General features: G+C 68.6%; 10 protein-coding genes. 7 read left to right on the top strand and 3 right to left on the bottom strand.

Annotation, left to right across the window (positions count from 1 at the left end):
* A partial coding sequence (locus VD972_RS20775; protein WP_324989626.1) for a cytochrome P450 occupies positions 1 to 533 on the top strand: 533 nt, incomplete at its 5' end.
* Positions 534 to 584: 51 nt separating this feature from the next.
* Here the strand turns inward: VD972_RS20775 and VD972_RS20770 are convergent.
* On the bottom strand, positions 585 to 1,133 hold the full coding sequence (locus tag VD972_RS20770; RefSeq protein WP_324989624.1) for an NADPH-dependent FMN reductase: 549 nt from the start codon (positions 1,131 to 1,133) through the stop codon (positions 585 to 587).
* A gap of 108 nt (positions 1,134 to 1,241) precedes the next feature.
* On the opposite strand from VD972_RS20770, the gene VD972_RS20765 reads away from it, so the two are divergent.
* The 5 genes from VD972_RS20765 (at position 1,242) to VD972_RS20745 (ending at position 6,230) form a co-directional block, all read left to right on the top strand.
* The gene (locus VD972_RS20765; RefSeq protein ID WP_324989622.1) at positions 1,242 to 3,359 is read left to right on the top strand and encodes a two-component system sensor histidine kinase NtrB; all 2,118 of its coding nucleotides are present in this window, start codon (positions 1,242 to 1,244) and stop codon (positions 3,357 to 3,359) included.
* Positions 3,349 to 4,713 carry a sigma-54 dependent transcriptional regulator gene (locus tag VD972_RS20760; protein WP_324989621.1) on the top strand — a complete coding sequence of 455 codons (1,365 nt, stop codon included), beginning with the start codon at positions 3,349 to 3,351 and terminating at the stop codon, positions 4,711 to 4,713. The genes VD972_RS20765 and VD972_RS20760 overlap by 11 nt, the downstream gene beginning before the upstream one ends.
* An 86-nt stretch (positions 4,714 to 4,799) precedes the next feature.
* Complete coding sequence (locus VD972_RS20755) at positions 4,800 to 5,327, top strand: OmpA family protein (protein ID WP_324989620.1); 528 nt, start codon at positions 4,800 to 4,802, stop codon at positions 5,325 to 5,327.
* 2 nt (positions 5,328 to 5,329) lie between these two features.
* The gene (locus VD972_RS20750) at positions 5,330 to 5,743 is read left to right on the top strand and encodes a hypothetical protein (protein ID WP_324989618.1); all 414 of its coding nucleotides are present in this window, start codon (positions 5,330 to 5,332) and stop codon (positions 5,741 to 5,743) included.
* Positions 5,736 to 6,230: a DUF6232 family protein gene (locus VD972_RS20745; RefSeq protein WP_324989617.1), complete on the top strand. Its 495-nt coding sequence runs from the start codon at positions 5,736 to 5,738 to the stop codon at positions 6,228 to 6,230. Before VD972_RS20750 ends, VD972_RS20745 begins: the two co-directional genes overlap by 8 nt.
* Before the next feature lie 30 nt (positions 6,231 to 6,260).
* Here VD972_RS20745 and VD972_RS20740 read toward each other — a convergent pair whose 3' ends face one another.
* A complete protein-coding gene (locus tag VD972_RS20740) occupies positions 6,261 to 7,685 on the bottom strand; it encodes a S41 family peptidase (RefSeq protein WP_324989615.1) in 1,425 nt (474 codons plus the stop codon).
* Positions 7,686 to 8,994: 1,309 nt separating this feature from the next.
* On the opposite strand from VD972_RS20740, the gene VD972_RS20735 reads away from it, so the two are divergent.
* Complete coding sequence (locus VD972_RS20735) at positions 8,995 to 9,345, top strand: DUF2019 domain-containing protein (RefSeq protein ID WP_324989613.1); 351 nt, start codon at positions 8,995 to 8,997, stop codon at positions 9,343 to 9,345.
* Positions 9,346 to 9,360: 15 nt separating this feature from the next.
* On the opposite strand, the gene VD972_RS20730 is transcribed toward VD972_RS20735, so the two are convergent.
* The gene (locus VD972_RS20730; RefSeq protein ID WP_324989612.1) at positions 9,361 to 10,056 is read right to left on the bottom strand and encodes a fimbrial protein; all 696 of its coding nucleotides are present in this window, start codon (positions 10,054 to 10,056) and stop codon (positions 9,361 to 9,363) included.
* Positions 10,057 to 10,206 lie beyond the last annotated feature (150 nt).

Below are 10,206 nucleotides of genomic sequence, written 5' to 3'. Positions count from 1 at the left end.
TGGCAGCGCTGCTGCTGCTCGGGGGGTACGACACCATGGCGCAGGTGATCGGGCTCGGCACGGTGACCTTGCTGAAGAACCCGGACCAGCTCGCCGAGTTCATCCGCGATCCCTCTCTGGGCGAGAACCTGGTGGACGAGCTGGTGCGCTACCTGTCCGTCAATCACGCCGGCCTGCCGAGGGCGGCCTTGGCGGACGTGGAGGTGGGTGGCCAGCTGATCCGGGAGGGAGAGGGCGTCATCCTCATGCTGAACTCTGGCAACCGTGACGAGCTGGTGTTCAAGAACCCGGATGCCTTCGACATCCACCGCCAGACGACGCAGCACGTCGGGTTCGGCCATGGACTGCACAAGTGCATCGGAGCGGACTTCGCGCGGGCCGAGCTCCAGGTCGTCTTCAGCACGCTGTTCCGGCGCATCCCCAGCTTGAGCCTGGCGGCCCCCATCGAAGAGCTGCCCTTCCGCCACGAGATGGTCCTCTATGGCCTGAAGGCACTCCCGGTGAGCTGGGCTCAAGAGTCAGCGAAGAGCTGAGCAGGCGAAGGAGGCTCCTCGATCTCACGAGGAGCCTCTCGGGAGGCAGGCTCAGAACTCTTGAGCGGGACGGGTCTCGATCGCGTGCAGGAGGTCTTTGATGGCTGTGCGCAGCGCGTCAGCCACCGCCGGTATGGCGAGGAGCCCCGCCTCATCGAGCTTCTTGCCTGGCAGCGGGGAAGGCAGCGTGGCGTCGGTGACGAGCGCCCCCATCGTCCTCAGCGTCTCCAGCAGTGCCGGGTGGGCGTGCTCGGAACCCGGCGCCGCGTTGAACAGAACCGTGGGTTTCTGCATGAACTCGCCGCTGCCGACCAGCCAGTCGAGCGCGTTCTTCATCACGCCCGAGACACCGTGTGCGTACTCCGGGGTGCAGATGAACACCCCATCCGCGGCTTGCAGCTGGGCGCGAAAGTCGAGCACCGAGGCCGGCGCCTTGCCGTGATCGAGATCGTCGAGGTCAGGGTTGAAGAGAGGGATCTCGCCCATCCCACCGTAGAGGGTGATCTCCACCCCCTGGGGCGCCAAGGAGGTCACAGCTCGGAGGAGGACGGTGTTCTTCGAGACGCTGCGGAGGCTTCCAGAGATGGCGAGGATCTTCATAGGGAGGGATGGGCAGTCGACTGTCAGGTGAGGGAATATCGCTCTCCTCAGTGTAGCGGAACCTCGCCGCAAACGGTTCTCTACAAGTCTGGAAGAGCGGTCTCATCCATGCGCCACACCCTCGTTCCCATTCTTCTGCTGTGCGTCGCGCTCGCCAGCGTAGGGGTGGGAGTGCTCGCAGTCATCCAGCGCAGCCGCGCGGAGCTGGTGCAGCAGTTCGCCCGGGATCGTCAGGCCCAGCTCGATGAGGCGACTCGGGGGGTGATCGAGGCCGTGGAGGATGTGAGCGAGGATCTGCTCTTCGCCGGAGAGCTCCTCTCCCAGCCGGGGACGCCGGAGGAGCATCGGCGCGAGCTGCGGGCGCTGTTGGAGGTGATCGGCCAGTACAAGGTCATCGCCGCCTATGACGAGGCGGGGGGCGAGCAGCTGAGGCTGGTGGACCGGCGTGCCGATCCCCTGGTGCTCCAGGGGAAGTTCCTTCCGGAGCTGATGGAGACGGCGCGCCGGGCGCTCGAGCGTCCCCCAGGAGACATCACCAGCTCTCCCCCGCTCGCCGGAGTGGAGGGCGGCTGGCTGCGCATCCTGGCCACGGCCATCCCCTCGGAGGGGGGGCCAGCCCGAGGCGCGGTCGCGGTCCTGGTGGACACGCAGTCCCTCTTTGCTCCGCTGCGCATCGTGACGTCGGATCCCGAGGCCCGCCTGCTGCTCATTGGTGCGCACGGCCGCCCCAGCCCGGCGGGCGATGCGGGGCTCGCGAGCTGGTACCAGCGGCTGGAGCAGGAGCAGGGGCTCGTCCCCATGTACGCCGCGCTGGCGTCGAAGATGCGGGCGGGCGAGCGCGGCACGCTCCTGATCAGCGAGCACGAAGCGGAGCTGCTGGGCCTGGGGAAGGCAGAGGCCGTCGCCGCCTTCACCTCCATCCCGCTCAAGGGGGGCAGCCACTGGTCTGCCGCCACCCTGGTGTCCACCATTGCGCTGCGCTCCCACGAGCGGGGCCTCATCGTACGGCTGTCGCTCGCGGCCCTGCTGGTGACGCTGTTCCTCGTGGGCTTCGGGGTGTACGTCTTCCTGGCCCAGCGCCGCGCCGTGGCCCTGCGCGAGAGCCGCCGACATGCGGATCGGCTCGCGCACCTGCATGACAAGACCCAGAAGATCCTCGACAACATCCCCACGGGGGTGCTGGCGCTCACGGCCGAGGGCCGCATCAGCGCGGTGAACCAGGTCCTGCGCGCCCGGATGCCCTCCAGCGTCGCGGGAGCTCCGTTGGCAGCGGCCTTCCCGCAGGCGTCCGAGCCCGTGGTGACCCGGCTGCAGGGGCTGGTGGAAGCCGCCACCCGCGAGGCCCGTGTGCGCAGCCTGCTGGGAGAGCCGCTGGCGCTCTTCGGCGAGGAGGGGCAGTACAGCATCCACGCCGTGCCGCTGGAGGCGAGAGATCCTGAGGTGCGCACGCTCCTCGTGGTCGAGGATCTCAGCAACGTCCGCGCCCTGGAGACGCAGCTCCTGCGCGCCGAGAAGTTCGCCACCGTGGGAGTGCTCGCCGCGGGCATCGCGCACGAGATTGGGACTCCGCTGGGCGTGGTCCGGGGCCGGGCCGAGTACGTGCTCGGCAAGCTGGGAGCCGTCCATCCGCAGGCAGCCGGGGTCGGCGTCATCATCGAGCAGATCGATCGGGTGAGCCGGACCCTTCGCCAGCTGCTGGACTTCTCGCGGCTCCAGCCCGCGGCGGTGCGCCCGGTAGCGCTCGGGCCGCTGCTGCGCGACGTGAGCGAGCTGCTCCGCCTGGAGGCCGAGCGGCGCCAGGTGCGGATCGACTGGGAGCTTCCCGAGGGGCTGCCAGCGATCGCCGCCGATCCGGACCAGCTCCAGCAGGTGCTCGTGAACCTGACGCTCAACGCCTGTGACGCCTGCAGCGTGGGGGGACGGGTCCGGCTGACCGCGGCGGCCCCGGATGGCTCTTCTTCGGGCGCCTGGGGCTTCGTGACCCTCACCGTCCAGGATGACGGGTGTGGCATTCCCCCGGAGAGCCTCAACCAGGTGTTCGATCCCTTCTTCACGACGAAGAAGCGAGGGCAGGGGACGGGGCTGGGCCTGACGGTGGTCGCGCACGTCGTCCGCAACCACGGCGGGCGGGTGGAGCTGGAGAGCGAGCCCGGGCGCGGCACCTGCGTCACCTTGCTCTGGCCCGCAGCCGGGCCTTCGGCAGCCGCGGAGCAGCATGTCAGCTAAGGGACGCATCCTGGTCGTCGACGACCACGTGGAGATGGGGCGGATGCTGCAGGAGCCCCTCACGGACGAGGGGTACGAGGTGGAGCTCGCCACGGGAGGAGCGGAGGCCATCCGCCTGATGCGCGCCCGCCCGTTCGACGCCGTGCTGAGCGATCTGCGCATGGAGCAGGTGGACGGCTTCGACGTGCTGGCCGCGGTGCGCGCGGTGGATCCGGAGGTGCCCGTGCTGTTGATGACGGCATTCGGGGGCATCGAGAGCGCGGTGGAGGCGATGCGGCGCGGTGCCTGGCACTACTTCACCAAGCCCTTCCGGCTGGAGGAGGTGCTCATCTACCTGCAGCGAGCCCTGGAGGGGCGGCGGCTGCGCGCGGAGAACCGGGTGCTGCGTCAGGCCACAGGGCCAGGAGCGCTGGTGGGCCGGAGCGCCGCCATGCGGAGCCTGTACGCGCTGATCGAGCCTGTGGCTCACTCAAGCGCGCCGGTGCTGGTGAGAGGAGAGAGCGGCACCGGGAAGGAGCTGGTGGCGCGAGCGCTGCACTCGGAGGGGCCTCGGGCCGCTGAGCCCTTCGTGGCCGTCAACTGCACGGCCCTGCCTCACGCCTTGCTGGAGAGCGAGCTGTTCGGCCACGTGAAGGGGGCCTTCACCGGCGCCACCACGCCCCGGCGGGGGCTCTTCGTCGAGGCTGACAAGGGGACGCTGTTCCTGGACGAGATCGGCGACATGCCCTCCGAGCTCCAGGCGAAGCTGCTGCGGGTGCTGGAGGACGGAGAGGTGCGGGCGGTGGGCGCGGACGCCAGCCGCACGGTGGAGGTGCGCATCGTCGCGGCCTCCCACCAGGATCTGGAGGCGCGGGTGCGCGAGGGGCGCTTCCGGGCGGATCTCTTCTACCGCCTCAACGTCGTCACCCTGAGGATTCCTCCCCTGCGCGAGCGGCGCGAGGACATCCCGCTGCTCGTTGAGCACTTCGTCGCGCGGGCCCGGGCGAGAACCCCCCGCTCGAAGGTGACGGGCCTCTCGCCCGAGGTGGTCTCCGCGCTGGGCGCCATGCCCTGGCCGGGCAACGTGCGCGAGCTGGAGAACCTGGTCGAGCGGCTGGTGGTGCTCGTGCCCCGGGAGACGGTGGAGCGGGCCGATCTCGAGCTGCATGCACCCTCGGTGAACCCCGGGGCCCACCCGCTCACCCTGGCCCAGGAGGGGCTGTGGCCCTTGCGCCAGCTGGAGGCCGAGTACATCTCCTGGGTGGTGGCCCGCTGTGGAGGCAACAAGACGCGAGCGGCGGAGCTGCTCGGCATCGACGTCTCCACCATCCACCGCCGCGAGCGAGAGAAGGGGTCTGGCAATTCGCCACGGTAGGGTGGCGCGATACCAGGGGGAGGGCCCGAGCGCGGCCCTTTCCTGAGAGAGGCCGGGGCGGCATGGGCGTTGCTTGAGAGCGGGGCATGCGCTCCTTCCTTCTTCCCCTCCTGCTGCTCGCGATAGGCGCGAGCGCCTGTGCCACGAAGTCCGCAGCCACGGCTTCCTCTGAAGGCGTCTCCCCGGTGAGCACGCCGCCCCGCGCCGAGCCGGTGAAGCCGCCGCCTGCTCCGAAGGAGGTGGCCGAGCTGTCGCCGCGGGACTTCGGGCCCATCTACTACGAGCTCGACTCGGCGACGCTTCGGCCCGACTCGAGAGAGCTGCTCGAGCGTGTCGCGGAGGCCCTGCGGCCTCGCCCCGAAGCCCGCGTGACGATCTCCGGGCACACCTGCGAGCTGGGGACGACCGAGTACAACCTGGCACTGGGCCAGCGCCGGGCCGCGGTGGTTCAGGACTACCTCGTGAAGCTTGGCGTGGACCGGGATCGCATCGCGATCGTGTCCTACGGCGAGGAGCGCCCGGCGGAGGTGGGCAGCGGCGAGAGCGTCTGGTCCAGGAACCGTCGCAGCGAGTTCACGGTCTCCGTGGCCCATGCCCGAGCGGGCGGCCAATAGCCGTGGGGGCCCGACAGGCCGGCCACGCGCTGCTCCTGGGTGCTGACGATTCTCTCGCAGCACTCCTCTTCGATGTGCTCTCGGAGGTGGGGATCACCCTGCACGTGGGAGAGGCGAGCTTCGCCCGCCCGGATCTCGTGCTCCTCCAGGTCGGGCGTGGCGAGAACATCCTGAACGCCCTGCAGAGCGCTCGGGATGGGACCTACCCGGCGCCTGTCTTCATCCTGCTGCCGTTCGCCGACGAGCGGCAGATGCAGCGCGCGCTGCGGTTGGGGGCTCGGGGGTGCTTCGCCCTTGGGCAGCCGCTCGAGGGGCTGCGGCAGATGCTGCTCGCGGTGCTCCCCGCTTTCGGCAGGCCTGCTACCCCTTCGGCCCCCCGAGCCGGGCCTCCGCGTCCAGGAAAGTACGATGAGTGACTCAGCCTCGCACCTCTCGACGTCACCCCTCTCCCCCAGGGAGGTGAGGGGCACTGAGCCTGGCGAGAGTGAGACCACGATCTTTGACGACCAGGGCGTGCTCGTCACGAGCGAGCGGGTGGTCATCGCGGGCCGCACGTGGCTGCTCGGAGATGTAGAGGGGGTGGATTCCATCCACCGCAGCCCGCGCGTCCTCCCATGGCTGGTGACCTTGACGGTGGGCGTGGTCGTGGGGCTGCCTATGCTCCTCTCGGCCATGGCGACCCCCGCCGCTCGGGACGGGGAGCTCTATGAGGCGGCCCTGGTCCTGGCGAGTGCGGCCATCTTCGGCTCCATCGCCGCGCTCCTGCTGATGGGGGATACGTACTGGCTGGTGTTGCGCACACGGCAGAGCGAGGGCCGTGTGCTCCGCAGCCGGGACCCGCAGCTCATCTCGAACCTGGTGGCCGTGGTAGCGAAGGCGGCGGCGGCACGACAGCGGCACTGAGCAGGCAGGGGCACGGTTCGCTCAAGTCCTTCAAGGCTGTGCCCAGCTTCCGCTGCGCGGAAACGTGTCGGTGCGGCCGTCCGCGTACAACCCGGTGATCCCGGTCACCGGGCCCGAAGCGTTCTTCTGAATCCGGAAGCGGAGGATGTCCCTGCCGTCGTCGAGCATGAGGGTGTCCGCCGTCATGGGGACGGCCCGGATCTTGAGCTCGCCCTGCTGCCGCTGGTACCAGAGCGAGCCATTCTCGTAGAGCAGCGCGCGCGGCCCGTAGCTGCCCGCGAAGCTCTTCAGCACCTCGGCGGTCAGCGTCACCGGACTGGCGAGCGCCTCCACTTTCTGGAGGGACCATCTGAGCTGCCGCCTCTGCTCGTCGTCCTTGGCCTGGGCCTGCAGCTTCTTCAGCGCATCCAGGTGGGCGGCCTCGAGCGCTTTGTCCGCCGGGACCTTGATGTCCGGCTCCACGCCGGTGCCTTCCCAGTTGGTGCCGGTGATGGGACTCACCGAGCGGCCGAAGGGAATGATCGCCAGCAGGTGCACGTCGGCGAGGAAGTGGGGCTCGATCGGATGGGCGCCGCCGCCCGTTGTCTCGCCGACGATGGTGGCCCGCTTGAGGTGCTTCAGGTTGTAGGTGAACTCCTCGGCCGCGGAGAAGGTGCGCTGGCTGGTGAGGACGTAGATGGGGACGCCGGTCATCCGCTTGCCGGCCACATGGGCGGAGGTCCAGAACTGCTGCGTGGTGTTCCCCTTGCGGATGTAGAAGCTGTTGAGGTGGGTGGACTGGTCGAAGAAGTAGCTGGTGAGGAGCTGGATCATCGATGGATCGCCGCCGCCGTTCTTGCGCAGGTCGATGATCAACGCATCCGAGTGGGCCAGGAAGCTCATGGCGGAGACGGCCGTCTCTCCCGCCAGCTCCGCGCCGATGAAGCCGCGCAGGTCCAGGTAGCCCACATTTCCCGTGAGCCGCTCTACCTTCTCGAAGCCGAAGTTCATGGCCGCCAGCTCGCGTCGGATCTGCTCGCGGGCGGCCGGAGTGCCAGGCCCGTTGGGGTCCATGCCCGGGGGCATGGAGGGCGCGTAGCGGATGCCCAGGTGCTTGTCCTTGCTCACCTCCCGGAGGTCGCGGGTCAGCACCTCCGCGAGCTCGGCCGAGTGGGTGATCTTGTCGTAGGCGCCCGCCTTCAGCTTCTGGCGGATGCTCGCCTCCATCTTCTTGGCCACGTCCGGGAAGACGTAGGCCTCATTCAGCGCCGCCGAGACGCGGTCCACGATCTTCGCGCGCATTGCTGTGTCCACCGGCTCGCTGGGGCCGCGCCCTGGCTGGGCCTGGGACGCACCCGAGACCAGCAGGATTGCTGCTGACAACAGCGCGCCCAGCGCTCCGCACAGCCGGTTTCGGGACGCCCACCGCCCGCCCGTCACGAGTCCACTCCCGCTCTTGCCGCCTGCTGCCATCATCGGAACCCCCTGGGATGGGGGGTTTATGCTCGCGCTGCCGCCAGGTGGCAAGACGCGTGTGGAGTTGCCCCTGTCCCTCCAATGAGTCGTGTATCTCTTCAGGACGATGGTGCGGCCCCTCCAGGACTTCTTCCGACTGAAGGCGGCGAGCGCCCTGGAGGATCCGCAGTCAGCGTAGGCGGAGCGGTGGCGAGTGTGGAGCATGCTTCGAGCGAGAAGCGCACGCGCCAGTCCGTGCCGGGCATCAGCGTGACGCGTGGGTGCTCGGCCAGGAGGGCGTGGGCGGCGCTCGCGAACGCCTTGCTCGAGAGCGCTTCCTTGTCCCCGGCGCGGCGGCGGCCCGTCTGAGGTGGCGGGTGCTCCGCGCAGCCCTTGCGGACCCGTCCGCCCAGCGACGTGCTGAGGGGCTAGAGGGCGGATGCTCGCCATGCTCGGTGCTGATCTCGAGCTAGAGGGGGACGAGTTGGGAGTGAGACCGGAACGGAGCTCGGTCAGGACGAGTCGGCGTTCTGCAGAGGCTTCCACAGGTGGGGCAGCAACTCGTCGATGCGCGAGTTGGGGTGGGTCTGCACTCGGCTGCGCGTGCCCATCATCCACCCGCTGCACGCCGAGCACCCTGCTGATCCCCATCAGCCAGACCGCTCGCACGTCCATCAACTACCTCGCTCGATAACACTACCGGGAGGAACGCATAAAGGCCTCCCTTGGTGGCGATGATGACGCCGTTGGCGTAGGGGTGGGCGTGCCCCGGCTTGAACCGGGGCACGCTGAGATGACCTTCCCGTAGACTGGAACTTGCCTCGAGCAAGGAGGGATCTCATGGCACGTCGTCTGACCGCTGCGGTCTTGTTGTTGGCCCTGTTCACTGCGTGCACGACTCCGCGCGTGGTACGGCTGGACATGGGGCAGGGGGCACCCCTGGAGTACCGGCCACCCACCTCGAACAAGTCCGTGAAGGTGGACGCCGCAGCGTTCGAGGAGGCGCTGACGCGGTTGGTGCTGGAGGCTCCCCTGGCCCTTCGCCCCGCTCAGCAAGCTTGGCTGGTGCGCGCCTCCTACCCAGGTAACGACGAGGACACTCGCTGGAAGCGCCTCATGAGCAAGAGCTTCGGCGGCCTCTGCAAGCCGGGCCAGCGCAGGGATGACTGCCTCTCCCTGCTCGACGATGCGATGGGCTTGAGTCAGTGGGACAAGCTGGGGGTGGCCCTGGGCCTGTCGATCGAGCCCCTCAAAGAGAGCATCTCCCAGGCGGTGGAGAACACCCTGGCCCCCCAGCTCTTCTACACAGTGATCGCAAGGGGATCTGGTGATGACGCTGGAGGATCTTGTCGAGCAGTTCGCTCAAAACGTAGCTGCCCAGACCGATGCCATCTGGCGGGGAGATGCCAAGACCGGGAACAAGCACGCCAGGAAGTACGGTGCCGCGTTTGACAAGCTCCGGGCTCACGGCAATGCGGGGCGCGATGCCCTCTCCGTACTGCTCAAGCACCCGCGCATGGACGTACGTATCATGGCCGCCGCGCATCTCCTTCGTCATCGGACGGCGGAGGCCAAGGCGGTCCTGGAAGAAGCTGCCAAGGGAGAAGGAATGATCCCCTTCGGCGCTCAGCAAGCCTTGAAGCGGTGGGAGGAGGGGACCTGGGCCTTGGATCCGGCGTAGACAGGAGGCTGCGCCTCAGTCCGTGTTGACGTCGTTCACGTGGTTGTAGGGCTCCCCAGCGGGGACTGGCTCGCCATTGATCGACCGGTCCTTGCTGGAGACGGTCCACACGTCGGGGGTGTCGCTGGGGGTGTTGTCCACATCTCCCGCGCACGCCACCGTGAAGTCGCAGTCGGGACACGTCCCCGAGATCCCCACCTCCTCCGCCACCGCCGGGGGGAGATCCGCCACAGTGAAGACGCGCAGCGTGGAGTACCTGAAGGTGTCCACGCCAATGCCCCGGGCCTGCTCCGTACCTTGGGCCTGCGAGCCGCTGCGGTCCTCCATTGGCCCCTGCCCCAGGAAGTACGAGTAGCGGTTGCCCCGCTCCGGAGCGAAGCCGATCTGGGAGAAGGTCAGCCCAGCGCCTTGCACTGGCTCGTCAGTCACCTTGAGCGCCGTGAAGAGGGACTTGAGCTGGGTATGGCACTCCGCTTGCCGCGCCCGCGCCTGGAACCGGATGAAGTTGGGAATGGCGATGGCCGAGATCACGCCCAGGCACGGGCAGGCGAGCACCACAAGTCCGGCCCCGATCAGCACAAAGAGCATCGTGCGGCTCATGCCTGACTTCGGCACCGCCACCACATTGCCGCATTGGCACGTGATGGACGAGCCTGGCTGGAGCCCGGTCATGTTGATGGGGCGCTGGCACTTCGGACACTTCATCGTCATGAGTCCCCCTCGGGGCGCCAAGGCGCGCGCAGAACGTACACGCTGCCGATAAGGACTTCCAGATGAGCCACAAGCCCTCGCGCGTCGCTCACGAGCTCAGAGCGAGCGGCTCGGAGCCCAGGGGCAGCCGGACGGTGAAGGTGGTGCCCT

This window comes from Hyalangium sp., assembly GCF_035629615.1.
In the GTDB taxonomy this organism is placed as follows: Bacteria; Myxococcota; Myxococcia; order Myxococcales; family Myxococcaceae; genus Hyalangium.
Note: the sequence above shows the minus strand (reverse complement) of the source record. Positions and strands in the feature narration are given on the sequence as shown.